Annotated in this window: 25 protein-coding genes and 3 tRNA genes; 12 read left to right on the top strand and 16 right to left on the bottom strand. The window is 73.2% G+C overall.

Annotated elements, in window-relative coordinates:
• The first annotated feature begins 107 nt into the window (after window positions 1-107).
• Window positions 108-1,481, top strand: a complete 1,374-nt coding sequence (locus HP550_RS12215; protein WP_175347971.1) for an FAD-dependent oxidoreductase — start codon at window positions 108-110, stop codon at window positions 1,479-1,481.
• Between the two features lie 68 nt (window positions 1,482-1,549).
• Here HP550_RS12215 and HP550_RS12220 read toward each other — a convergent pair whose 3' ends face one another.
• The 3 genes from HP550_RS12220 to HP550_RS12230 are packed head-to-tail and all read right to left on the bottom strand — an operon-like array spanning window position 1,550 to window position 4,034.
• Window positions 1,550-2,338: an amino acid ABC transporter ATP-binding protein gene (locus HP550_RS12220; RefSeq protein WP_281362190.1), complete on the bottom strand. Its 789-nt coding sequence runs from the start codon at window positions 2,336-2,338 to the stop codon at window positions 1,550-1,552.
• Window positions 2,335-3,201 (bottom strand): amino acid ABC transporter permease, encoded by an 867-nt coding sequence (locus HP550_RS12225; RefSeq protein ID WP_343048149.1) that lies wholly within the window; start codon window positions 3,199-3,201, stop codon window positions 2,335-2,337. The genes HP550_RS12220 and HP550_RS12225 overlap by 4 nt, the downstream gene beginning before the upstream one ends.
• Window positions 3,198-4,034, bottom strand: coding sequence for a transporter substrate-binding domain-containing protein (locus HP550_RS12230; protein ID WP_175347973.1), 837 nt, complete (start codon window positions 4,032-4,034; stop codon window positions 3,198-3,200). Before HP550_RS12230 ends, HP550_RS12225 begins: the two co-directional genes overlap by 4 nt.
• A 104-nt stretch (window positions 4,035-4,138) precedes the next feature.
• On the opposite strand from HP550_RS12230, the gene htpX reads away from it, so the two are divergent.
• Entirely contained in the window at window positions 4,139-5,023 is an 885-nt protein-coding gene (gene htpX / locus HP550_RS12235) for a zinc metalloprotease HtpX (RefSeq protein WP_175347974.1), read from the top strand.
• 6 nt (window positions 5,024-5,029) lie between these two features.
• On the opposite strand, the gene HP550_RS12240 is transcribed toward htpX, so the two are convergent.
• From HP550_RS12240 to HP550_RS12250, 3 genes are read right to left on the bottom strand one after another with little or no spacing between them, the layout of a single operon-like run.
• On the bottom strand, window positions 5,030-5,410 hold the full coding sequence (locus tag HP550_RS12240; RefSeq protein ID WP_343048150.1) for a type II toxin-antitoxin system death-on-curing family toxin: 381 nt from the start codon (window positions 5,408-5,410) through the stop codon (window positions 5,030-5,032).
• A complete protein-coding gene (locus HP550_RS12245) occupies window positions 5,407-5,601 on the bottom strand; it encodes a FitA-like ribbon-helix-helix domain-containing protein (RefSeq protein ID WP_175347975.1) in 195 nt (64 codons plus the stop codon). Before HP550_RS12245 ends, HP550_RS12240 begins: the two co-directional genes overlap by 4 nt.
• 49 nt (window positions 5,602-5,650) lie before the next feature.
• Window positions 5,651-6,157, bottom strand: coding sequence for a YajQ family cyclic di-GMP-binding protein (locus tag HP550_RS12250; protein WP_056088822.1), 507 nt, complete (start codon window positions 6,155-6,157; stop codon window positions 5,651-5,653).
• Between the two features lie 140 nt (window positions 6,158-6,297).
• On the opposite strand from HP550_RS12250, the gene HP550_RS12255 reads away from it, so the two are divergent.
• Together HP550_RS12255 and HP550_RS12260 are read left to right on the top strand one after the other, a co-directional pair.
• Window positions 6,298-6,379: transfer RNA gene (locus tag HP550_RS12255), tRNA-Tyr, on the top strand.
• Window positions 6,380-6,457: 78 nt separating this feature from the next.
• Window positions 6,458-8,548 carry a DEAD/DEAH box helicase gene (locus tag HP550_RS12260; protein WP_175347976.1) on the top strand — a complete coding sequence of 697 codons (2,091 nt, stop codon included), beginning with the start codon at window positions 6,458-6,460 and terminating at the stop codon, window positions 8,546-8,548.
• On the opposite strand, the gene HP550_RS12265 is transcribed toward HP550_RS12260, so the two are convergent.
• Complete coding sequence (locus tag HP550_RS12265; RefSeq protein WP_175347977.1) at window positions 8,549-9,148, bottom strand: isochorismatase family protein; 600 nt, start codon at window positions 9,146-9,148, stop codon at window positions 8,549-8,551.
• A 42-nt stretch (window positions 9,149-9,190) separates the two neighbouring features.
• Window positions 9,191-9,649 (bottom strand): hypothetical protein, encoded by a 459-nt coding sequence (locus tag HP550_RS12270; RefSeq protein ID WP_175347978.1) that lies wholly within the window; start codon window positions 9,647-9,649, stop codon window positions 9,191-9,193.
• Between the two features lie 127 nt (window positions 9,650-9,776).
• On the opposite strand from HP550_RS12270, the gene HP550_RS12275 reads away from it, so the two are divergent.
• From HP550_RS12275 to HP550_RS12295, 5 genes are all read left to right on the top strand, one after another.
• Window positions 9,777-9,849: transfer RNA gene (locus HP550_RS12275), tRNA-Thr, on the top strand.
• A gap of 60 nt (window positions 9,850-9,909) precedes the next feature.
• Window positions 9,910-9,983: transfer RNA gene (locus HP550_RS12280), tRNA-Met, on the top strand.
• An 83-nt stretch (window positions 9,984-10,066) separates the two neighbouring features.
• Complete coding sequence (rpmG, locus tag HP550_RS12285) at window positions 10,067-10,234, top strand: 50S ribosomal protein L33 (RefSeq protein WP_175347979.1); 168 nt, start codon at window positions 10,067-10,069, stop codon at window positions 10,232-10,234.
• A 10-nt stretch (window positions 10,235-10,244) separates the two neighbouring features.
• Entirely contained in the window at window positions 10,245-10,694 is a 450-nt protein-coding gene (locus tag HP550_RS12290) for an FAS1-like dehydratase domain-containing protein (protein WP_175347980.1), read from the top strand.
• Complete coding sequence (locus HP550_RS12295) at window positions 10,691-11,104, top strand: MaoC family dehydratase (protein ID WP_175347981.1); 414 nt, start codon at window positions 10,691-10,693, stop codon at window positions 11,102-11,104. The genes HP550_RS12290 and HP550_RS12295 overlap by 4 nt, the downstream gene beginning before the upstream one ends.
• On the opposite strand, the gene HP550_RS12300 is transcribed toward HP550_RS12295, so the two are convergent.
• Entirely contained in the window at window positions 11,097-12,164 is a 1,068-nt protein-coding gene (locus HP550_RS12300) for a LacI family DNA-binding transcriptional regulator (protein WP_175348199.1), read from the bottom strand. The genes HP550_RS12295 and HP550_RS12300 overlap by 8 nt on opposite strands.
• A 186-nt stretch (window positions 12,165-12,350) precedes the next feature.
• Here HP550_RS12300 and HP550_RS12305 point away from each other — a divergent pair, with 186 nt between their 5' ends.
• The 3 genes from HP550_RS12305 to HP550_RS12315 are packed head-to-tail and all read left to right on the top strand — an operon-like array spanning window position 12,351 to window position 16,178.
• Entirely contained in the window at window positions 12,351-13,727 is a 1,377-nt protein-coding gene (locus tag HP550_RS12305) for an MFS transporter (RefSeq protein WP_343048151.1), read from the top strand.
• Window positions 13,728-13,746: 19 nt separating this feature from the next.
• Window positions 13,747-15,015 (top strand): MFS transporter, encoded by a 1,269-nt coding sequence (locus tag HP550_RS12310; protein WP_246280828.1) that lies wholly within the window; start codon window positions 13,747-13,749, stop codon window positions 15,013-15,015.
• A 59-nt stretch (window positions 15,016-15,074) separates the two neighbouring features.
• Window positions 15,075-16,178 (top strand): UDP-N-acetylmuramate dehydrogenase, encoded by a 1,104-nt coding sequence (locus HP550_RS12315; RefSeq protein WP_175348201.1) that lies wholly within the window; start codon window positions 15,075-15,077, stop codon window positions 16,176-16,178.
• Here the strand turns inward: HP550_RS12315 and HP550_RS12320 are convergent.
• The 7 genes from HP550_RS12320 to HP550_RS12350 all read right to left on the bottom strand — a co-directional run bounded on the left by HP550_RS12320 (window position 16,100) and on the right by HP550_RS12350 (window position 22,505).
• A complete protein-coding gene (locus HP550_RS12320) occupies window positions 16,100-16,540 on the bottom strand; it encodes a GntR family transcriptional regulator (protein WP_175347982.1) in 441 nt (146 codons plus the stop codon). The two genes, HP550_RS12315 and HP550_RS12320, sit on opposite strands and share 79 nt — an antisense overlap.
• Window positions 16,537-17,460, bottom strand: a complete 924-nt coding sequence (locus HP550_RS12325; protein WP_175347983.1) for a hypothetical protein — start codon at window positions 17,458-17,460, stop codon at window positions 16,537-16,539. Before HP550_RS12325 ends, HP550_RS12320 begins: the two co-directional genes overlap by 4 nt.
• A 64-nt stretch (window positions 17,461-17,524) precedes the next feature.
• Window positions 17,525-18,556: an adenosine deaminase gene (locus HP550_RS12330; protein ID WP_175347984.1), complete on the bottom strand. Its 1,032-nt coding sequence runs from the start codon at window positions 18,554-18,556 to the stop codon at window positions 17,525-17,527.
• Window positions 18,553-19,236, bottom strand: a complete 684-nt coding sequence (locus tag HP550_RS12335) for a response regulator transcription factor (protein WP_175347985.1) — start codon at window positions 19,234-19,236, stop codon at window positions 18,553-18,555. Before HP550_RS12335 ends, HP550_RS12330 begins: the two co-directional genes overlap by 4 nt.
• Entirely contained in the window at window positions 19,233-20,777 is a 1,545-nt protein-coding gene (locus tag HP550_RS12340) for a sensor histidine kinase (RefSeq protein WP_175347986.1), read from the bottom strand. The genes HP550_RS12335 and HP550_RS12340 overlap by 4 nt, the downstream gene beginning before the upstream one ends.
• Before the next feature lie 49 nt (window positions 20,778-20,826).
• The gene (locus tag HP550_RS12345) at window positions 20,827-21,663 is read right to left on the bottom strand and encodes an ABC transporter permease (protein ID WP_175347987.1); all 837 of its coding nucleotides are present in this window, start codon (window positions 21,661-21,663) and stop codon (window positions 20,827-20,829) included.
• A complete protein-coding gene (locus HP550_RS12350) occupies window positions 21,660-22,505 on the bottom strand; it encodes an ATP-binding cassette domain-containing protein (protein WP_175347988.1) in 846 nt (281 codons plus the stop codon). The genes HP550_RS12345 and HP550_RS12350 overlap by 4 nt, the downstream gene beginning before the upstream one ends.
• Between the last annotated feature and the right edge of the window lie 4 nt (window positions 22,506-22,509).

Raw genomic sequence — 22,509 nt, forward strand, 5'->3', positions numbered from 1 at the left:
ACACTGGCACCGAGCACAGCCCTGCACCGTGCCGTCGGTCGCGCCCGAATCCGATGCGACGCCACGCGTCCCGCAGGGCTCCCCTGATCGGAAGGCACCCGCGTCCCGTGAGCACCCCGACTCTGCGAGTGGCCGTCGTCGGCGCAGGCCCGGCCGGCATCTACGCCGCCGACATCCTGTCGAAGACCGACCTCGACGTCAGCATCGACCTCTTCGAGCGCCTTCCTGCGCCGTTCGGCCTCGTGCGCTACGGCGTCGCGCCCGACCACCCGCGGATCAAGCAGATCATCGTCGCGCTGCAGAATGTGCTGGCTCGCGGAGACATCCGCCTGCTGGCCAACGTCGACTACGGCACCGACCTCAAGCTCGACGACCTGCGCCAGTTCTACGACGCGGTCATCTTCTCCACGGGCTCCATCCGGGACGCCGCGCTGCCGGTCCCGGGCATCGACCTCGAGGGCTCCTACGGCGCCGCCGACTTCGTGTCCTGGTACGACGGCCACCCGGACGTGCCGCGCACCTGGCCGCTGAACGCCCAGCACGTCGCGGTCCTCGGCGCGGGCAACGTGGCGCTCGACGTGGCCCGCATCCTGTCCAAGCACGCCGACGACCTGCTGCCCACCGAGCTGCCGGCCAACGTCTACGAGATCCTCAAGGCGTCGCCGGTGACGGACGTGCACGTGTTCGCGCGTCGCGGCCCGGCCCAGGTCAAGTTCTCGCCGCTGGAGCTGCGTGAGCTCGGGCACGTCCCGGACGTCGACGTCATCGTCTACCCCGAGGACTTCGACTTCGACGAGGGCTCGATGGCCGCCATCCACTCCTCGAACCAGACCAAGCAGGTGGTCAAGACCCTCACGGACTGGACGCTGAAGGAGCCGGAGGAGAACACCGCGAGCCGGCGCATCCACCTGCACTTCCTGCACAAGCCGGTCGAGATCCTGGGCGAGGACGGCCGCGTGGTCGGCGTCCGCACCGAGCGCACCGCCCTGAACGGGGACGGCAACGTCACGGGCACGGGCCAGCTGCACGACTGGCCGGTCGAGGCCGTCTACCGCGCGGTCGGGTACTTCGGCTCGCCGCTGGTGGACATCCCGTTCGACGACGTCGCCGGCGTGATCCCCAACCGCGAGGGTCGCGTGGTCGACGTCGACGGCGAGCACCTGCCCGGCGTCTACGCGACCGGCTGGATCAAGCGCGGCCCGGTGGGCCTGATCGGGCACACCAAGTCGGACGCGTCGGAGACCATCCGCCACCTGGGCGAGGACGTGGCCCAGGGCGGCGAGGCGTTCTACACGGCCACCGACCGCGACCCCGAGGCCGTCACCGAGTTCCTGCACGGCCGCAGCGTCGACGTGATCACCTGGCAGGGCTGGGAGCTCCTGGACGCCTACGAGCGCTCGCTGGGCCAGCCGCACGGTCGCGAGCGCGTGAAGCTGGTCCCGCGCGACGAGATGGTGAACGTGTCGCTGGGCCGCGACTGACCCCCACCAGACCACGCGACGTCCGAGGAAGTGGCTGCTCCAGCGCGCACGTCCTCGGACGTCGTCGTCTACGGGCCGGTGATGCGGCGCAGGAACTCGCGCGTGCGCTCCTCGCGGGGGTTCCCGAGCACCTGAGCCGGCGTGCCGCGCTCGTGCACGCGGCCCTCGTGCAGGAAGCAGACCTCGTCGGCCACCTCGCGCGCGAAGCCCATCTCGTGCGTCGCGATCACCATGGTGAGCCCGGCCTGCTTGAGCTCCGCCAGCAGGGTCAGCACCTCGCCGACGAGCTCCGGGTCGAGCGCGCTGGTCACCTCGTCGAGGAGCATCACGGCCGGCTTGCCGACGAGGGCGCGCGCGATCGCGACGCGCTGCTGCTGCCCGCCCGAGAGCTCGTCGGGAAAGGCCTGCGCCTTGGCGGCCAGCCCGACCCGCTCCAGGACGGCCAGCGCCTCGGCCTCCGCCTCCGCGCGCGAGGCCTTGTGCACCAGCCGCGGGGCGAGCGTGACGTTGTCGATCACGCGCAGGTGCGGGAAGAGGTTGTAGGCCTGGAACACCATGCCGATGCGGGCCCGCACCGCGTTGGCGTCCAGCCGAGGGTCGGTGATGTCCTGCCCCTCGAGCTCGATCACGCCGTCGTCGACGTCCTCGAGCAGGTCGATGCAGCGCAGCAGGGTCGACTTGCCCGAGCCGGAGGCCCCGATGAGCACGACGACCTTGTGGGCGTGCACGTCGAGCGAGAGGTCGTCGAGCACCACGTGGTCGCCGAAGGCCTTGCGGACGCCCCGGACCGACAGCAGGGGCCGGTCGAGGCGCAGCGGCCGGCCGGGCATCGGGTCGCGCATCCGACCGGGGCTCATCGCAGCGCCCCGCCGCCGGCCAGCGTGCTCTGCGCCCCGACCCAGCCGGAGCGTCGCGCCAGCACGTCGGTGAACCGGGTGAGCGGGATGGTCAGGGCCACGAACAGCACCCCCGCGACGACGTACGGCGTGAAGTTGGCGTACCGGGCGGTCTCGATCTGCGCGGCCCGGACCGCGTCGATGGCGCCGAGGATCGAGATGAGCCCGGAGTCCTTGGACAGGGCCACCAGGTCGTTGAGAAGCGGAGGGATGACGCGCCGGACCGCCTGGGGGAGCACCACGTGCCGCATCGCCTGCGCGCGCGTGAGCCCCAGCGAGCGCGCCGCGGCTACCTGCGACGGGTGCACGGACTCGATCCCGGCGCGGAACACCTCCGCGACGTAGGCCGAGTACGTGAGCACCAGCGCCAGCGTGCCCAGCGCCACCGCGGACGTGGGGATGCCCTGGAGCCGCAGTCCGGGCAGCCCGAACCCGACGAGCAGCAGGACGAGGATCAGGGGCAGCCCGCGGAACACGTCGACGTACCCGGTGGCCAGCGCCCGGACGGGGAAGAACACCGGGCCGCGCAGGGTGCGGGCGAGCGCGAGGCCCATTGCGACGATGACGATGAGGACCGCGCTGACCGCCATGACCCGGATGTTCAGCCACAGCCCCTGCAGGATCGCCGGGAACGACTCGACCGCCACGTCCCAGTCGAAGAAGGACGCCTTGACCCGCGGCCAGCCGGGGGAGGACACCAGCGCCAGCACGGCGATGGCGACCAGCGCGAACGTCGACAGGAACGCCACCGCGGTCGACCGTCGGGCACGGCTGCGGCGGTAGGCGTCCCGCTCCTGCTGGCGCTCGGAGGGCACCCAGCTCACTGGAGGACCGGTGCACCCGCGGCGTCGGTGAGCCACTGCGCCTCGAGGTCGGCCAGCGTGCCGTCGTCTCGAAGGGCATCGACCGCCTCCGTGACCGGTGTGGTCAGCGCGCTGCCCTTGTCCAGCACGAGCCCGAACTGGTCGCCGCCGGCGCTGTCGGGCAGGGTGCCGACGATCTTCCCGCCGTCCAGCTCGGCCGCCGTGATGTACAGCGCGGTCGGCAGGTCGACGACGATCGCGTCCACGAGCCCGGCGGTCAGGGCCTGCTTGACCTGGTCGTTGTCGTTGAACGGGGAGACCGGCGTGCTCGGGTCGATGGCCTCCTGCGCGGCCGTGAGGCTGGTCGTGCCCACCATCGCGCCGATCTTCAGCTCCTTGAGGTCCGCGAGCGTCGTCGCCTCGGCCCCGGCGGATCCCTCGAGCGTCACGACGGCCTGCGAGGTCGTGTAGTACGGCGAGGAGAAGTCGAGGTTGGCCTCGCGCTCGTCGCTGATCGACACCTGGTTGATCGCGAAGTCGAAGTCCTTGGCGCCGGGCGCGATGATCTGGTCGAAGCTGGCGACGGTCCACTCCACGTGGTCCTTGTCGAAGCCCAGCTGGTCGGCCACGGCGTACGCCACGGCGGACTCGAAGCCCTCGCCACTGGTCGGGTCGTTGTCGACCACCCAGGGCTCGTAGGCCGGGTCGGAGGTGGCGATGGTCAGGACGCCGTCGGTCACCGTGGCCAGCGCCCCGTCGCTGGGCGCCTCGCTCGCGTCCTCGTCAGTCGGTGCACAGGCGGCGAGCGTCAGGGCGGCGATGGCGGCGAGGGTGGTCCAGCGGGCTCTGCGCACGGCGTGCTCCGGAGGTGTCGTCGGAAGGGTGGGGTCAGGATACGAGGGAACCCCGGGCCCGTGGCGTGCGTTCCACGGGTGCACCGCTGCGAGGAGAGAGAGACATGGGTCACCGGCACTACAACGGACTGAAGACGGCCGCGCTGTTCGGCGTGATGTGGGCCGTGCTGCTCGGCATCGGGTGGCTGCTCGGCCGGGGGACCCCGAAGTTTCTCCTGCTGTTCACCGTGCTTGGCCTGGTGATGACCGCGTACAGCTACTGGAACTCCGACAAGATCGCGATCCGTGCCATGAAGGCCCGGCCGGTCAGCGAGATCGAGCAGCCGGCCATGTACCGCATCGTGCGGGAGCTCTCCACCGCCGCCCGCCAGCCGATGCCCCGGCTGTACATCTCCCCGACGGCCGCGCCCAACGCCTTCGCCACGGGCCGCAGCCCGAAGAACGCCGCGGTCTGCTGCACGGAGGGCATCCTGCAGATCCTCGACGAGCGGGAGCTGCGCGGGGTGCTCGGCCACGAGCTCATGCACGTCTACAACCGCGACATCCTCACGTCGTCGGTCGCCGCCGCGGTGGCCGGGGTGATCACGTCGCTCGCGCAGTTCGCGCTCTTCTTCGGCGGCGGCAGCGACCGCGACCGCGGCGGCAACCCCATTGCCGGCCTCCTGCTGGTGTTCCTCGCCCCGCTGGCCGCGATGCTGGTCCAGCTCGCGATCACCCGCACCCGCGAGTACGACGCCGATGAGGACGGCGCGCGGCTCACCGGCGACCCGCTGGCCCTCGCGTCCGCCCTGCGCAAGCTCGAGCAGGGCACCAGGGCCCGGCCGCTGCCGCAGGACCGCCAGCTGGTCGACGTGTCGCACCTGATGATCGCGAACCCGTTCCGCGGCGCGGGGATGGCGAAGCTGTTCTCGACGCACCCGCCGATGGCCGACCGGATCGCCCGCCTGGAGCGCCAGGCCGGCCCGCAGGACGGCATCTCGCGGTACTGACGGGTCCTATGTCGCGATGCGCGCCGTGAGCTCGGCCGCGACAGCGTCGACCTCCGTGAGCGAGCCGTCGGCGATCGACAGGACGAGTGCGGTGTCCGCGGCGGGGCGGACCCCGAGCTCGACGCCGTTCATGGAGAGGAACACCAGGCACCCGATCCAGCCGAGCCGCTTGTTCCCGTCCAGGAGCGCATGGTTGTCCACGAGGGAGATCAGCAGCGCCGCCGCCTTGTGCACGAGCGACGGGTAGGCGTCCTCGCCGAAGACGGACGCCTGCGGGCGGGCGAGAGCCGCCTCGAGCAAGCCGTAGTCGCGGACCTCCGGCGCGCGCCCGAGGATCGCCTCAGCGACCGTAAGCAGGTCCCCGAGGTCGAGGTACTCGATCCTCACGCCAGCCGCGAGAGCGTCTCGCGGTGATCACGGACGAGCCGGGCGATCGTCTCGTCGCGTCGCCTGGTCCGCTCCGTGGTGTACACGCGAACGGCCTCGATCGCGACGGCCTGCATCGACCGACCCTCACGCTCGGCCGTCTCCTTCAGCGCCTCCTGCAGATCATCGGGGAGCCGCAATGTCATCGCCATGGTGCGCATGATACCTAGTGGTATCACTCCACGTCGAGGGATGGGCGGCTCAGCGGTAGTTGGTGAACTGCAGGTCGGCGTCCACGTCGGCGCCCTTGAGCAGCGCGATCACGGCCTGCAGGTCGTCACGGCTCTTGCCCGTCACGCGCAGCTCGTCGCCCTGGATCTGCGTCTTGATGCCCTTGGGCCCCTCGTCGCGGACGATCTTGGCCACCTTCTTGGCGGTCTCGCTGCTCAGGCCCTCCTTGATGAGGGCCTCGAGGCGGTACTCCTTGCCGGACGGCTTGGGCTCGGGGCCGTCGTCGCCGCCGGTGTCCAGGGACTTCAGCGAGATCCCGCGTCGGATCAGCTTGGACTGGAAGACGTCGAGGACCGCGAGCACACGCTCGGAGGAGTTGGCAATCATGAGGATCTTCTCGCCGCTCCAGGCGATCGACGCGCCGACGCCCTTGAAGTCGTACCGCTGCGCGATCTCCTTGGCGGCCTGGTTGAGGGCGTTGTCGACCTCCTGGCGGTCGACCTTGCTGACGACGTCGAACGAGGCTTCGCTCGCCATGTTTCCTCCTGCTGCTGATGGCACTGGGGCGCGGGCTCGGCATCGCTTTCGCTAGCACCGCCCGGGTGTTGCTATCCTTCCACCCGCACGCTGCACGCGCGTTCGCCCTTGGGGCGTCCTCTCGTTCGGCAGGCATCCCCGGCGGGTTACCCGAGTGGCCAAAGGGGGCTGACTGTAAATCAGCTGGCAACGCCTACGGGGGTTCGAATCCCTCACCCGCCACGTTGTGACCACGACCCCGGACCGCCTGCGGCCCGGGGTCGTGTCGTTGGTGTGGGCGAGTGCTGGCAGGGTGGGCGCGTGCCCCAGACCACCCGTGACGCCGCCCTCGACGTGCTGCGCCGACTCGTCGGCAACCCGACCGCCGACTTCCACGAGGGGCAGTTCGAGGCCATCGAGACGCTCGTCGACGACCACCGGCGCGCGCTCGTGGTGCAGCGGACCGGGTGGGGCAAGTCGGCGGTCTACTTCGTCGCGACCATGCTCCTGCGCCAGCGCGGGGCCGGCCCGACCGTGCTGGTCTCGCCGCTGCTGGCGCTGATGCGCGACCAGGTCGCGGCGGCCGAGCGCGCCGGTGTGCGGGCGGTGGCGATCAACTCGACCAACGCGCACGAGTGGGACGAGCTGCTGGCCCGCCTCGCGGCCGACGAGGTCGACGTGCTGCTGGTCTCGCCCGAGCGGCTGAACAACCCCGCCTTCCGGGAGAACCAGCTGCCGGCCTTGGTGCGGCGCCTGGGCATGCTGGTGGTCGACGAGGCGCACTGCATCAGCGACTGGGGCCACGACTTCCGCCCCGACTACCGGCGCCTGCGGGACCTGATCGCGACGATGCCCGCGGGAGTCCCGGTGCTGGCGACGACCGCGACGGCCAACAGCCGGGTCGTCGCCGACGTCGCCGAGCAGCTGGACTCGGGCGGCGACGGGGTGCTCACCATCCGCGGGCCGCTGGCCCGGGCGTCCCTGCGCCTTGGCGTCCTGCGGCTGCCCGACGCGCGGACCCGGCTCGCCTGGCTGCTCAGCCACCTGGGCGACCTGCACGGGTCGGGGATCATCTACACGCTCACGGTGGCGGCCGCGCAGGACACCGCCCGGCTGCTGCGCGAGGCGGGTCACGACGTGCGCGCGTACACGGGCCAGACCGACCCCGCGGACCGCGAGGCGGCGGAGGCGGCGCTCAAGGCCAACGAGGTCAAGGCGCTGGTCGCGACGAGCGCGCTGGGCATGGGCTTCGACAAGCCGGACCTCGGCTGGGTGCTGCACCTCGGGGCGCCCTCCTCGCCGGTGGCCTACTACCAGCAGGTCGGCCGTGCCGGCCGCGCCACCGAGAGCGCGGACGTGCTCCTGCTGCCCGGCACCGAGGACCCGGACATCTGGCAGTACTTCGCCACCGCCTCGATGCCGAACCAGGACCGGGCGGAGCGCGTCATCGCGGAGCTGTCGGACCGGCCGATGTCGACGCCGGCCCTGGAGGCGCGCGTCGACGTCCGCCGCACCCCGCTGGAGCTGCTGCTCAAGGTGCTCGACGTGGACGGTGCCGTGCGCCGCGTGCAGGGCGGCTGGGTGGCGACGGGGCAGCCGTGGACCTATGACGCGGAGCGCTACGCCCGCATCGCCGCGGCCCGGCAGGCCGAGCAGGAGCACATGCTCGAGTACGAGCGCACCGACGGCTGCCGGATGGAGTTCCTCCAGCGCAGCCTCGATGACGAGACCGCGGTCCCGTGCGGGCGCTGCGACTCCTGCGCGGGTGCCTGGTACCCCCGGGACGTCGCCGAGGGGGCGACAGCCTCGGCCGAGCGCTCGCTCGACCGGGTGGGGGTCCCCGTCGAGCCGCGCGTGCAGTGGCCCGTCGGCGCGGACCGCCTCGGCCTGCCCGTGCGTGGCCGGATCGCCGAGTCGGAGCGGGCCGTCGAGGGGCGGGCGCTCGCCCGGCTCACCGACCTCGGCTGGGGGACCGCCCTGCGCGAGATCTTCGCGGCCGGCGCCGCCGACGCACCCGTCACCCGGGCGATGCTCGACGGCTGCGTCCGCGTGCTCGCGCAGTGGGGCTGGGACGAGCGACCGGTCGCGGTCGTCGCCCTACCGTCCCGTCGGCGGCCCCTGCTCGTCGACTCCCTGGCCCGGGGCATCGCCGAGATCGGCCGGCTGCCGTACGCCGGGGCCCTGGCGCCGCGCGACGGCGGTCCGAGCGGGGAACCGGGCGGCAACAGCGCGTTCCGGCTGGCGGGCGTGTGGGACCGGTTCGACGCGTCCGCGCTGGAGCTGCCGCCCGGCCCGGTGCTGCTCGTCGACGACCTGGTGGACAGCCGGTGGACGATGACCGTCGCGGCCCGCGAGCTGCGCCGGGCGGGCGCGGCGGCCGTGCTGCCGTTCGCGCTGGCCCTGCGCGGCTGATCAGGCCAGCGGCTCGGCCGTGGTCACGCGCACCCCGGCCTGGGACAGCCGGGCCGCCGCCCGCAGCGTGGTCGGCAGGGCCACGGCGGCCGTCAGGTCCACCAGGACCGTCGCCTCGAACCCGTCCGCACGGGCGTCCAGGGCGGTCGCGGTGACGCAGTGGTCCGTGGCCAGGCCGACGACGTCGACCTCCGTGACGCCCGCCGCCGCGAGGACCTCGGTCAGCCGAGCTCCCTCGGCGCCGACGACCTCCCCGGCGAACCCGGAGTAGTCCTGCCGGCTCTGCCCCTTGCGGACGTGGACCGTGCCCAGGGGCAGCCGCAGCTCGGGGTGGTACTCGGCGCCGGGGGTTCCCGCGACGCAGTGCACCGGCCAGGTGGTGACGTAGTCGGGCTCGGCGTCCGTGGCGAAGTGCCCGTCGTTGGTGTCCGGCAGGGGTGCGTGCCAGTCCCGCGTGGCGACGACGGCCGCGTACCGGTCCGCGTGCTCGCGCAGGTGGGCGGACACGGCCCGCGCGACCGCGGACCCGCCGGTGACCGCGAGCGAGCCGCCCTCGCAGAAGTCGTTCTGCACGTCGACGACGATCAGTGCCCTGCTCATGCCGCCCATTGTCGTCCAGGCGCGGAGCACCTGCTCAGCGGGTCAGGAGGCGGTGCCGCAGGTGTAGGTGCCCTCGGTGATCGAGACGGTCGCGCCCTCGTACAGCGTGTCGAACGTGCCCGCGTCCTGCGCCGACCCGAACGCCACACCGACCCCGAGCGGGTTGCCGAACCCGGTGAGCCCCGCCAGCTGCTCCTCGGCTCCGCTCTGACAGGCGGGGTCGAGCGGCAGGGTCTGGTAGTCCAGGGCGGCCAGGGAGTCGATCGACGGCTGGAGCGTGGTCGTGTCCCCGGCGCCGGTCTCGACGATCTCGGTCCAGACCACCCAGAACGGCTCGGCGGTGGCCGTGGGGTCGATCGCCACCGGCCACGCGGGGGCCGTCGCGGCGGCCTCGGTCGGCGCGGCATCGTCGGCGTCGCCGCCGGTGCACGCGGCGGTGCTGAGCAGGAGGGCGGCGGTGAGCGTGAGGGCAGCAGCGGTGCTGCGTCGGGGCTGGCGCATGGGCCGGATCGTGGCACGCGGCGCCCGCGGGCGACCACGTGTGAATCCTTTAGGCAGGGCTCGCGGGGGGCCGCCGGAGGGGCCGATTTCGCGACCACCCCAGAGCCCGTGTAACCTTGCTCGCGCTGCCCCGATAGCTCAGTCGGCAGAGCGTCTCCATGGTAAGGAGAAGGTCAAGGGTTCGATTCCCTTTCGGGGCTCTGTGGTGTGTTCGAAGGAAGTGCCGTGATTGCGCGGCACTCTCCCGGGCGCATCGACATGGCGGGGTAGCTCAGGTGGTTAGAGCACACGGCTCATAATCGTGGTGTCGCGGGTTCGAGTCCCGCTCCCGCTACCGCCAGGTGACACAACAGTGCGTCGGCCGGCGCACAATGACGAGAACGCGGTACCCGTACGGGTGCGAGAGGTGACAAGACCATGGCCAAGAGCTCGGACGTCCGCCCGAAGATCACGCTCGCCTGCACAGAGTGCAAGGAGCGGAACTACATCACGAAGAAGAACCGTCGGAACGACCCCGACCGTCTCGAGATGAAGAAGTTCTGCCCCCGCGACAACAAGCACACGCTGCACCGCGAGACCCGCTGACCTCGTCCCGATGCCGGTCGACGTCGGGTACGCGGGTCGTCAGTACCCGCCGACCGCTGCCTACGAGGTAGGCCGCCAGAAGCTCCAGGAGTTCGCCGACGCGGTCGGCGCCTCCCACGCAGCCCACACGGATCCGTCGGTGGCGCGCGCGCTCGGGTACCCCGACGTGATCGCGCCGCCGACGTTCGCCGTCGTGGTGGCGCAGCGCGCCGAGGCCCAGCTGTTCGAGGACCCCGCCGCCGGGATCGACTTCAGCCGCGTCGTGCACGCCGACGAGCGGTTCACGCACCACCGGCCCATCCACGCGGGAGACCGCCTGGTGACGGTGCTCCACGTCGACGCGATCACCGTGCGCGCGGGCCTGGCCATGATCACCACGCGCGCCGAGATCGCGGCCGAGGACGGCGAGCCCGTCACCACGGTGATCTCCACCCTGGCCGTCCGCCCGGAGGAGTCATGAGCGAGGCGCTCGCCGTCGGCGATGAGGTCGCCCGCCGCGAGATCACCGTCGACCGGGCGCGGCTCGTCCGGTACGCGGGCGCCAGCGGCGACTTCAACCCCATCCACTGGAACGACCGCGTCGCCACCTCGGTCGGTCTGCCCGGGGTCATCGCGCACGGCATGTGGACCATGGGTGCCGCGTCGAGCGTCGTCGCCGACTGGATCGGGGACCCGGGGGCGGTCCTCGACTACCAGGTGCGCTTCACGCGGCCGGTGCCGGTGCCCGACCCGGGCGCGGCGACCGTCGAGGTGACCGCCGTCGTCGGTGCACTGGACGCCGAGGCCGGCACGGCGCGGATCGACCTGACCGTCGCGGTCGACGGCGTCCGCGTGCTCGGCAAGGCCCAGGCGGTCGTCCGCCTCAGCTGACGGTCGGTGCCGGACCGGTCGTCGTGCCGATCCGCAGGCTGACCGGCAGCATCCGGCGCGTCGGACCCTCGCCGGCCAGGAAGGCCTCGACGGCGTGCCCGACGGCCGCCCCCTTCTCGGCGAGGGGCTGCACGACGGTGGTGAGCACGTCGGGTGCCAGCCACGGCAGGTCGAGGCCGTCGAACCCGCTGACGGACACGTCCTCCGGCACGCGCAGGCCGAGCTCGCGCGCGGCCAGCACGACGCCGGAGGCGAGCAGGTCGGACTGGCACGCGATGGCGGTGGGCCGGTCCGGCGTCGACAGGAGGGCGGTCCCGGCGGTGCGGCCGTGCTCCACGAGCGACGCCGGCGTCTCCCAGATCGCGACGGGTGTCACGCCCGCGTCGGTCACCCCGTCGAGCCGACGGCGGGTGATCTCCCAGTCGAGGTGGTCCATCTGGTCGAGCGCGACGAGCCCCTCGCCGCGCGAGCGGTCGAACGGGAGCGTGACGGAGGCGATCCGGGTGTGGCCGAGGGAGAGCAGGTGCTCCGTGGCCTCGCGCATCCCGCCGCGGTCGTCGATCCCCACCGACGCGACGTCCGGGAGCGGCTGGCCCTCGACGAGCACGGTCGGGGTCCCGCGCCGCCGCAGGGCGCCGAGCATCGGGTCGTCCGTCGTGCCGCCCCACATGATCACGGCGACGTCCATGGCAGCGGTCTCCAGCAGGGGGTCCACCGCGGGGCCGGCCGGGTCGCTCGAGCCGGGGATGAGCAGGACGCCCAGGTCGAGGGGGCCGAGCGTGCTGACCAGCCCGTCGAGCACCTGGATGGAGACGGGGTCCCGGAACGAGCGGCGCAGCGAGTCGCCCACCACCACGCCGACGATCCCGGACCGCCCCCGGCGCAGCTGGCGCCCGAGGGGGTTCGGACCGGAGTAGTCGAGCGCGGCGGCGGCGTCGAGCACGCGCTGCCGGGTCGCCGCGGCGATCGGCCCCGCACCGGAGAACGCGAGGGAGGCGGTCGACACCGACACGTGCGCGGCGGCGGCGACGTCGGCCAGGGTGGGGCGGTGCGGAGACAGGGTCGGACCTCCGGATCGGCATCGCGGGACGGAGGCTCCCGCGACGCGCGGGCGAGCGCACGGTTGACGCAGCGGCAAGCGTACCCGCAGAATGGCTGCGACCCTCAAATCGATTCGACCGTGAACGACGGCGCTCGGTCGAATCGATTCGATCGCCTCTCGACCAACGCCTCCCGGAGTTCGTACGTGCGCCACCCTTCCCCCGCCCTGAGTCGAGCCCGCTGGCTCCTCATGGGCCTGTTCGCCCTCGCCGGCATCACCTTCTCCAGCTGGCTGGCCCGCATCCCGACGGTCCGCGACCTGCTCGACCTGTCCACCTCCGAGCTCGGGGTGCTGCTCCTCATCGGCTCGGTCGGCGCGCTGCTCACCGTGACGTTCTCCGGCATGGTCGTGCAGCGGTTCGGCAGCCGCGTGGCGGTCGTCGCGTCGACGGTCGTCCTCGCGGTGGCGCTCGTGCTCATGGGTGCCGGGCCGAGCGTCGGCTCGGTCGCACTGCTCGGGCTCGGGATCTTCCTCAACGGCGTCGCGGTCGCGCTCGGCAACGTGCCGCTCAACGTGGAGTCCGCGCGCGTCGAGCGGGCGATGGGCCGGACCGTCATCCCGCAGTTCCACGCCGCGTTCTCGATCGGTGCGGTCGCCGGCTCCGCGCTCGGCGCGACGGCCTCGCACCTGGGCATCTCGGTGGCCGTGCAGTTCACGGCCGTCGCGGTCCTCGCGGTCGTCTGGCGGCTGGCCTCGTTGCGCGGGCTCGTCCTGCCCGACGCGCCGGGGGACCGGCCGCGCACGCCCAGCCGGTTGGTCACCGGCGCAGTCACCATGGGTCGGCGCCGACGCATCGCGACCGCCCTCGACTCCTGGCGCGAGCCCCGCACGCTGCTGATCGGCGTGGTCGTCATGGCCGCCGCACTGTCCGAGGGCTCCGCCAACGACTGGCTGTCGCTGGCGGTCGTGGACGGCTTCGACCAGACCGAGGCCGTCGGCGGCGCGATGCTCGGGGTGTTCGTCGGTGCCATGACCCTCGTCCGGCTGCTCGGCACGCGCCTGATCGACCGGTTCGGCCGGGTGGCCGTCCTGCGCGTCTCGGGGAGCGTGTCGATCGTGGGGCTGCTGCTCTTCGGGTTCGCGCCCAGCTTCCTGCTGGCCGGCGTCGGCATCGTGCTCTGGGGTTTCGGCGCCGCGCTCGCCGTCCCCGTGGGCATCGCCGCCGCGTCCGACGACCCGATGCGGGCAGCCGGACGGGTGGCGGTCGTGTCGGCCTTCGCATCGGTCGCCTCCATCGCGGCTCCGCCGCTCCTCGGGATCGCCGCTGCCTCCACCGGTGCCCGGCACGCCCTGGTGCTCATCGCGGTCGCGATGGTGGCGAGCGTGCTGCTGGCCGGCCGCGTCGCACCCGAGCCGGCGTCGAACGACGACGTGCCCGCACGTCATGACGACGACGAGCCGCTCGCGCACCTCGCGGACGCCGACCCCGACCCCTACGGCGCGATTGTGGCCCGGCATGCCGACCATGTGACCGCCCGCACCCGCAGCTCTCGGCGCCGCCGCCTGCTGCGCGTGCCCTGACGAACGAACGGACGACATCATGAGCACCGGAGGGCCGATGACGACGCCAGCGGGACACGACGACGAGCTGACCCTCCCGAGCGCGCCCGGACGCGCTTCGCGGGCGGTCGAACGGGCGTCGATCGCCGTCTTCGCCGTCTTCTTCCTCAACGGGTTCAACTTCGCCAGCTGGGCGGCGCGACTGCCGGCCATCCGTGACGGGCTGGACTTCTCGCCCGCGCAGATGGGCCTGCTGCTCCTCGTCGGCTCGGTGGGCTCGCTCGTCTCGCTGCCGCTGTCGGGCATGGTGGTCGAGCGCCTCGGTGCCCGCCGCACGGTGCTCGCGTTCGCGATCCTCAACGCCTCGGGGCTGGTCGTCGCGTCGGTCGGCGTCGCCCTGGGCCAGGTGCTGGTCGTCGGGCTGGGCCTGGTCCTGTTCGGGATCGGCACGGGCGTCTGGGACGCGTCGATGAACGTCGAGGGCGCGGCCGTCGAGCAGCACCTCGGCCGGACCGTGATGCCGCGGTACCACGCCGGGTTCTCGTTCGGCACGGTCGCCGCCGCCGGGGTCGCCGCCGTCGCGGCCGGGCTGCACGTGCCGGTCGTGGTGCACATCCCGATCGCCGTCGGCCTGTCGGTGATCGGTGTCGCGTTCGCGGTCCGGGTGTTCCTGCCGACCGCCGACGAGCCCGAGGTCCGGCACGCGACCGACCGCCCGGCGAAGGGCGCCCGGGGTGCCCTGGCCGCCTGGCTCGAGCCGCGCACGCTGCTCATCGGCCTCGTCGTGCTCGCGGCGGCGCTCACGGAGGGGTCGGCCAACGACTGGGTCAGCCTCGCGGTGGTCGACGGGTTCGACGTGACGGACGCGGTCGGCGCGATCGCGTTCGCGGTGTTCGTCACGGCGATGACCGCGATGCGCTGGTTCGGCACCACGCTGCTCGACCGGTACGGCCGGGTCGCGGTCCTGCGCCTGTGCGCCGGGCTGTCCCTCGTGGGCCTGCTGATCTTCGGGCTCGCCGACCCGCTGTGGCTCGCGGTGGTGGGCATCGTGGCGTGGGGTGCGGGCGCGGCCCTCGGCTTCCCGGTGGGCATGAGTGCGGCGGCCGACGACCCCCTGCGGGCGGCCCAGCGCGTCAGCGTCGTGTCGACCATCGGGTACAGCGCGTTCCTCGCTGGCCCGCCGCTGCTCGGGCTGCTCGCGCAGCAGGTGGGCTACCGCCACGCGCTGCTGGTCATCATCATCCCGATCGTGCTGGGCCTCCTCGTGGTCAACGCCGCCGCGCCGCTGACGAAGGACCGCGTAGCCTGAGAGGCGTGCAGAGTGAGCTGAGCACGGCCGACTGCTCGCCGGCGACCGTCCCTCCGACGATCACCTGGCCGGCCCGGACCGCCCCCTCGTCCACCACCCTCGCGGACCTCACCACCCTCCGGGTAGGCGGTGCGCCGCGGCGGTACGTGGAGACGACGACGGAGGCTGAGCTGATCGACGCGGTCCGCGCGGCCGACGCCGACTCCGAGCCGGTCCTCGTGCTCGGCGGCGGCTCCAACCTGCTCGTCGCCGACGCCGGGTTCGACGGGGTGGTCGTGCGGGACGTGCGCAGCGGCATCGAGGTGCCCGACGCCTCCGCGTGCGCCGGCGCCACCCTCACCGTCCCGGCCGGCACCCCGTGGGACGACGTGGTGCGCTACGCGGTCGAGCAGGAGCTCACCGGCATCGAGACGCTCTCCGGCATCCCGGGGTCCACGGGCGCGACGCCGGTGCAGAACGTCGGCGCCTACGGCCAGGAGGTGTCGCAGAGCATCGCGACCGTCCGGGTCTGGGACCGCGGACGCGGCAAGGTCCGCACGCTGCCCCTGGTCACGCTCGCGTTCGGGTACCGCACCTCGTTGCTCAAGCGCTCGATGCGCGAGGTCGACCCGGCGGACCCGCAGTCGCCGTGGTCGCCGACCCCGCGCTACGTGGTGCTCGACGTGACGTTCCAGCTGCGCCCGGGCTCGCTGTCCCGCCCGATCGCGTACGCCGAGCTCGCCCGCACGCTGGGCGTCGAGGTGGGCGGTCGCGCCCCGCTGGCCGAGGTGCGCGACACCGTGCTCGCCCTGCGCGCCCGCAAGGGCATGGTGCTCGACGCCGCCGACCACGACACCTGGAGCGCGGGCTCGTTCTTCACCAACCCGTTCCTCGACCCGGCCCAGGCAGCCGCGCTGCCCGACGACGCCCCGCGCTTCCCGGCCGACGGCGACCGCGTGAAGACCAGCGCCGCCTGGCTCATCGAGCGGTCCGGGTTCTCCCGCGGCTTCGGCGCCCCCGGCCCCGCGACCCTCTCCACCAAGCACGCGCTCGCCGTGACCAACCGCGGGGGAGCGAAGGCCGAGGACCTCCTCGCGCTGGCGCGTCAGGTGCGCGACGGCGTCCGGTCCACCTTCGGTGTGGAGCTCGAGCCGGAGCCGGTGCTCGTCGGCGTCACTCTCTGACTCCCGAGCAGTGCGCCGTGCACCAGCACGAGCGCCTCGTCGTCGGTCAGCCCCGCCGCCCGCACCGCGCTCACGTAGGTCTCGGCGGCCCGTCGTGCGATGTCGGTCGGGACCGAGGCTCCCTCGGCGATGACCGTCCCCGCGCGGCGGCGGGTCTCGACGACCCCCTCCGCCTCGAGCTCGCGGAACGCACGCGCCACGGTGCCGGCGGCGAGCCCGAGGTCCGTGGCCAGCGCGCGGATGGTGGGCAGCCGGTCGCCGGCGACGAGCCGGCCCGCAGCCACGTGCGCGACGACCTGCGCGCGGATCTGCTCGAACGCGGGGACGCCGGAGGTGAGGTCGACCTCGAGCTGCGCGGTCATGCGGTCTGCGGCTGGCTGTGGGCGTCGGAGTGCTGGTCCACGGATCCGGCGTGGCGGCGGGGCGCGCCCGCGGAGCGCCAGGCGACCACCGCGCTGACGATCACTACGGCCGGTGCGGCGCACATCCCGATCACGGCGACGGTGACGAGGGCCGGACTGCCCAGGTCGACGCCGTCGAACGAACCCTCCTGGGTCCTGCGCAGGGCGTCGGCCGCGTAGAACAGGCAGCCGGCGAGCGTCCACGCCAGGACGAGCTGGACGCCGCCGAGGAGCCGTCGGGCGGAGAGCCGCCGCAGGGCGGTGTCGTCGCCCGGTGCGGCGTCGCTGACCGCGGGCCGGCGGGCGATGAGCACGAGGACCCCGACACCCCCGGCCAGCACGGCGATCGCGCCGAGTCCGAGCGGGACGCCGTAGTACCACCCGGGGAACGGGCCTGCACCGCTGGTCGCGCTCGCGGACAGCTGCCAGGTCAGCGAGCGGCCGTCGTCGGCGGCCGCCGCTCCGCACAGGACGAGCAGGGCGCCGAGGGCGGTCGTCCACACCGCGACGAGGCGGACCAGGCCGGCCGGCGCGAGGGCGTGCAGTCCGCGGCGGGCGAGGGGTGCGCGGCGGACCGCGCCGGTCGGACGGGGCCAGGTGAGCTCGCCCGCCGCCAGCACCGCGAGGAACGCGATCCCGCTCGCCGCCGGGACCAGTCCGAACCCGAAGCCTCGCACCATCGTCGACGCCCCGACCATCACCAGGAGCTGGGTGCCCAGCAGCACCGTCCAGGCGACGGTCGCCACCCGGCGGGCATGGCGCGCCGCCGTGAGCCAGGCCTCGGACGTGCTCACCGGGCCGGGCGGGCGGATCGGGCGCAGCGCCACGCCGACGGCGACGCCGAGCAGCAGGAGCGCCGCGATCACGTACAGCCCGGCCATCGGGACATCCTCTCTGTATCAATCAGTCAACTGATTGATACAATGGCGCGATCGCCCTCGCGAGTCAAGAGGCCAGCCAGTCGTCCACCCCGGCCAGCAGCCGCGCGCGCACGTCGTCGGCGGCGCGGCTGGCCCGGATCGACGACCGGGCCAGCTCCGCCAGCTCCTCGTCGGAGAACCCGTGCACGTCCCGCGCGATCGCGTACTGGTCCACCAGCCGCGAGAGGAACAGGAGCGGGTCGTCGGCGCCCAGCGCCACGGTCGCGCCCGCGTCCACGAGCGCGCGCAGCGGGACGTCCGCCGCGGTCGCGTACACGCCGAGCGACACGTTCGACGCCGGGCACACCTCCAGCGCCACGCCCTCGTCGACCACGCGCTCGAGCACCCGGGGGTCCTCGGCGGACCGGACGCCGTGCCCGAGCCGGTCGGGGTGCAGGTGCCCGACGACGTCCTCCACGTGCGCGGGACCGAGGAGCTCACCGCCGTGCGGCACCGACGCCAGCCCGGCTCGGCGTGCGATGGCGAACGCCGACGCGAAGTCGGGGGTCTCGCCGCGGCGCTCGTCGTTGGACAGACCGAAGCCGACCACCTGCCCCGGCCCGTCGCCCGCGTGGTGCGCGGCGAGCCGGGCGAGCGTCCGAGCCTCGAGCGGGTGCCGCATGCGCGACGCCGCCACGATGACCCCGATGTCGACGCCCGTGGCCGCAGATGCCTCGCGGGCCGCGTCCAGAACGATCTCCAGTGCGGGAGTCAGCCCACCGACGAAGGGTGCGTACGACGTCGGGTCCACCTGGATCTCGAGCCGGCCGGACCCCTCGCGCGCGTCGTCCTCGGCGGCCTCCGCGACGATCCGGCGCATGTCGGCCTCGCCGCGCACGCACGCCCGCGCGGCGTCGTACAGCCGCTGGAACCGGAACCACCCCCGCTCGTCGGCGGGCACGTGCAGGGGATCCGCGTCGAGCAGGGCGGCCGGGAGGCGGATGCCGTACGTCGTCGCCAGGTCGGCCAGCGTGGAGATCCGCATCGAACCGGTGAAGTGCAGGTGCAGGTGCGCCTTGGGCAGGAGAGCCAGATCGCGACGGATGAGCGTGCTCACACGCCTGCCGCGGTCGCGTCGATCAGCCGGTATCCGACGCCGCGGACGGTGTCGAAGTGCTCGGCACCCACCTTGCGGCGCAGGTACCGCACGTACACGTCGACCACGTTGGAGCCCGGGTCGAAGTCGAAGCCCCACACCTCCGACAGCAGGCGCTCCCGGGTCAGCACGTCGCCGGGGTGCCGCAGGAACGTCTCCGCCAGCGCGAACTCGCGGGCGGACAGGTCCACCTCCTGCGTCCCCACCTTGATCCGCCGGGTGCGCAGGTCCAGCTGGAGCGCGCCGTGCCGGAGCACCGACGCCTCGCCCGCGGCCACGCCCTGCGCGCGCAGCCGGAGCCGCACCCGGGCCAGCAGCTCCTCGAAGCGGAACGGCTTGGCCATGTAGTCGTCGGCGCCCGACTCCAGCCCTGTGACCGTGTCGGTGACGGACGAGCGCGCGGTCAGGACGATGACCGGCACGGTGTGCCCGGCCGCGCGCAGACGGCGCAGGACCTCGAACCCGTCGATGTCCACCAGACCCAGGTCCAGGATCAGCAGGTCGACGCCGCCCGACTGCACCGTCGCCAGAGCCTCCTCGCCCGAGGTCACCGCGCTGGTCTCGAAGCCGGAGGCGCGCAACCCCTTGGCGACGAACGCGGCGATGCGCTCCTCGTCCTCCGCGATGAGGATGTGCGTCATAGGTACTCCACCAGCTCCGTGACGGGTCGGGGTTCGCCGTCCACGAGGTCGACGGCCGGCAGGTCCAGCACGAAGACCACGCCGCGCCCGACGTTAGCCGGTGGATGCTCCACGAACACACGCCCGTGGTGCGCGCGCGCGATGGCCGCGACGATCGGCAGACCCAGGCCGGCGCCGTGCGAGAGGCGGTCGGCCTGTCCGCGGTGGAACCGTTCGAAGATCCGTTCGGCCTCCTCCGGGGGGACGCCGAGCCCCTCGTCGCGCACCCAGAGCAGCAGCCGGTCGCCCGACACCTCGCTCCCCAGGCGCACGGTGGAGCCGGGCGACGAGTACCGGTGCGCGTTGGCCAGCAGCTGCAGCCACGCCTGGGTGATGCGCTGCGCATCGAGCAGGACGGTCACGTCCGCCCGGGCGGCGACCACCCAGCGCCGGTGGCCCAGCCCGCGAGCCTTGTCGTGCACGTCGTCCGTGAGACGGCCGACGTCCGTCGGTGCGGACTGGACGAAGTCGGGGCGGTCCGCCGTGGCCAGCGTCATCAGGTCGTCGACCAGCCGCTGCATCCGGTCCAGCTCGTCGAGGGCGAGCGCCTGCGTGGCCCGGACGTCGTCGGGGTCGTCGGGGTCCAGCAGCTCGAGGTGGCCGCGGACGATCGTCAGCGGCGTGCGCAGCTCGTGGCCCACGTCGTCCAGGAGCTCGCGCTGGGACCCGAAGGCCCGCTCGAGCCGGTCGAGCATCGCGTTCACCGTGCGGGCGAGGTTGGACAGGTCGTCCTTGCCGGTCACGGTGATGCGTTCGGACAGGTCCGACTCGGTGATCCGGCGGGCGGTGTCCCGCAGCAGCCGGATCGGCCGGAGCAGGCGCCCGACGACGAACCAGGCGACGCAGGCGATGACGGCGAGGGCCGCGAGCCCGACCGCCGAGTACATGACGAACGTGCTGCCCAGGCTGGACCGCTCGGCCGCGCGGTCGAACCCGACGACGAACAGTCCCCGGCCGACCGGGTCCGCGTCGAGTAGCACGGGCACCGCGATGAGGCGGTACTGCGTCTCCGGGGTGGAGATCGTCCGCGCGACGACCGGTGCGTCGGCGGGGATCGCGGCCAGCGCAGCGACGAGGGCGAGGTCCTGCTCGAGCTGCACGGCCCGGGTCTGCGGCCCGGCCCAGTAGACCGGCAGACCGTTCAGCAGAGCGACCACACCCTCGTTCTTGCCGGGCACGCGGTTGCGGACGCCCTCGTACAGCACAGCCCTCACGGTGGTGAACGGCAGTCCCGTGCTCGGGTCCTTCTTGGCCTGCACGCTGCGGAGCGCGGCGACCGCCCGGGCGAGGGAGTTGTCGATCCGGGCGTCGGTCGCCCGCGCCTGGAGCGCGAAGGCGGTCCCGCCGGTGATCATCACGGCGAGCGCGGCGAGCATGACGACGGCGGTGAGCAGGCGCGCCCGGACCGTCAGGTGCGCGAGCGTGCGCTGGTACGCGGGGATCGAGCCCGTCGTCGCGCCGGGGAGGTCGGCACGGCCGCCGGCCCTGGCGCTGCGTGACATGGACGCAAGTATGTCCGCCTTGCCCCACCCCGTGCAGTCGCCGTCCGGGTCAGCCGTCGTCGCGCCGCTGCCACCGGAAGGTGCGGACCCCGACCACCAGCGCACCGACCGCCCACACGAGCAGCACCGCGGCCGTCGCCCCGTGCTGCCACGAGCCGCTGACCTCCCACGCCTCGGCGCTGGGCGGCAGGAACACCGACCGCATGCCCTGCGCCATCCACTTCAGCGGGAACACCGACGCCACCTGCTGCATCCAGGTGGGCAGGTCCTGGAACACGAAGAACACCCCGGAGATGAACTGCAGGACCAGGACCACCGGGGTGACCACCGCGCTCGCGGACTTCCCGCTGCGGGGGACCGAGGAGAACGCGACCCCGGCCAGCGTCCCGGCGGCCGTCCCCAGCACGAACACCCACGCGAAGGTGGCCCACGCGGTCGCGGTCGTCGGCAGGGGGACGCCGAAGAGCAGCGCCGCCGCGGCGAGCAGCAGCGTCGTCTGGACCAGCGAGGTCGCCAGGACCTCGCCGGTCTTGCCCAGGAAGTACGCCGCCGACGGCAGCGGCGTCCCGTGCAGACGCTTGAGACCGCCGTCGTCGCGCTCGACGGCGATCGAGATGGCGAGCTGCTGGAAGCTCGAGAGCATGACGCCCGTCGCGACCATGCCGGGCAGGAAGTACTGGGCGAACGGGATCCCGGGCTCCGGGCCGACCGTCGCGCCGTCCTGGCCGAAGACCGTCGCGAAGATCGCGAGCATGATGATCGGGTACGCGAAGATGAAGACGACCGCGTCGCGCTCGCGGAAGAACGTGCGCACCTCGTAGCCGGTGCGGGCCAGCCCGAGGCGCAGCACGCCGGGCAGGCGGGTGCGGGTGTCGACGCTGCTCACGAGGTGCCTCCGTCGATCAGGCTCAGGTACACGTCCTCCAGGGTGGGACGCAGCACCTCCAGCCCGGGGACCTCGCCGCCGAGCGTGCCGGTCAGCTCGACGACCACCTGGGTGGGCGTGTCCGTCCGCACCTCCCGGGGCTGGCCGTCCTGCGTCCAGCGCACGACGGCCTGCCGGGCCGTCCGGCCGCCGAGGCTCGCGGGCGGTCCCTCGGCGACGACCCGACCGTCACGGACCACCAGCACCCGGTCCGCGAGGCGTTCGGCCTCCTCCAGGTAGTGCGTGGTGAGCAGGATGGTCGTGCCGCCGTCGGCGAGCGCCTCCACCAGGTCCCAGAACGAGCGGCGGGCCTGCGGGTCGAACCCGGTCGTCGGCTCGTCGAGGAACAGCAGCTCCGGCCGGCCGACGATGCCCAGGGCCACGTCGAGGCGTCGACGCTGGCCGCCGGACAGCTGCCGGGCGCGGGTGGTGACCTTCTCCCGCAGCCCCACGGAGTCGATCACCTCGTCGGGGTCGCGGGGATCCGGGAAGAACCGCGCGAAGTGGTGCACCAGCTCCCCGACGGTCGCCTCGGCGAGGTCGTTGTTGGTCTGGAGCACGATGCCGAGGCGCGAGCGCCAGGCCCGGTCGCCGGACTGCGGGTCCTGCCCGAGCACCCGGACGTCGCCGGCATCCCGCGACCGGTACCCCTCGAGGATCTCGACGGTCGTCGTCTTCCCGGCGCCGTTGGGCCCGAGGATCGCGACCACCTCGCCGTGCGCGACGTGCAGGTCGAGCCCGTCGACCGCGTGCTTCTCGCCGTAGGACTTCCGGAGCCCGGCGACCTCGACGGCGTTCGGCACGGCC

The sequence above is a fragment of the Cellulomonas humilata genome (assembly GCF_013359775.1).
Taxonomy (GTDB): domain Bacteria; phylum Actinomycetota; class Actinomycetes; order Actinomycetales; family Cellulomonadaceae; genus Cellulomonas; species Cellulomonas humilata.